Annotated in this window: 2 tRNA genes; both read left to right on the top strand. The window is 46.3% G+C overall.

From position 1 onward, the window contains the following. Nucleotides 1-98: 98 nt before the first annotated feature. Nucleotides 99-174: transfer RNA gene (locus JV36_RS0112460), tRNA-Ala, on the top strand. A gap of 127 nt (nt 175-301) precedes the next feature. Continuing rightward, nucleotides 302-378 (top strand) — tRNA-Ile (locus JV36_RS0112455).

Below are 378 nucleotides of genomic sequence, written 5' to 3'. Positions count from 1 at the left end.
GGGTTGGATCACCTCCTTACTATTACGTCGATGACGCCCTTGATGCAGTGCCTACACAGATTGTTTTGTCTAGAAAATAAAGAACGACACAAGTTTATGGGGCTATAGCTCAGCTGGGAGAGCGCCTGATTTGCATTCAGGAGGTCAGCAGTTCGATCCTGCTTAGCTCCACCACTCTTTACCGCAAACACTTACTTTGTAAGTGGTCGTGATAAATAACTTATCGTCGATGTAAAATCGACTTGTTATTTATCTACTCGCTAAAGTAAAGGGATAAGTCGCTTAGGCGCAGATAAACTGAAGGCTTGTAGCTCAGCTGGTTAGAGCGCACCCCTGATAAGGGTGAGGTCGGCAGTTCAAGTCTGCCCAAGCCTACCA

This window comes from Alteromonas sp. LOR (genome assembly GCF_000753865.1).
Classification (GTDB): Bacteria; Pseudomonadota; Gammaproteobacteria; order Enterobacterales; family Alteromonadaceae; genus Alteromonas.
Note: the sequence above shows the minus strand (reverse complement) of the source record. Positions and strands in the feature narration are given on the sequence as shown.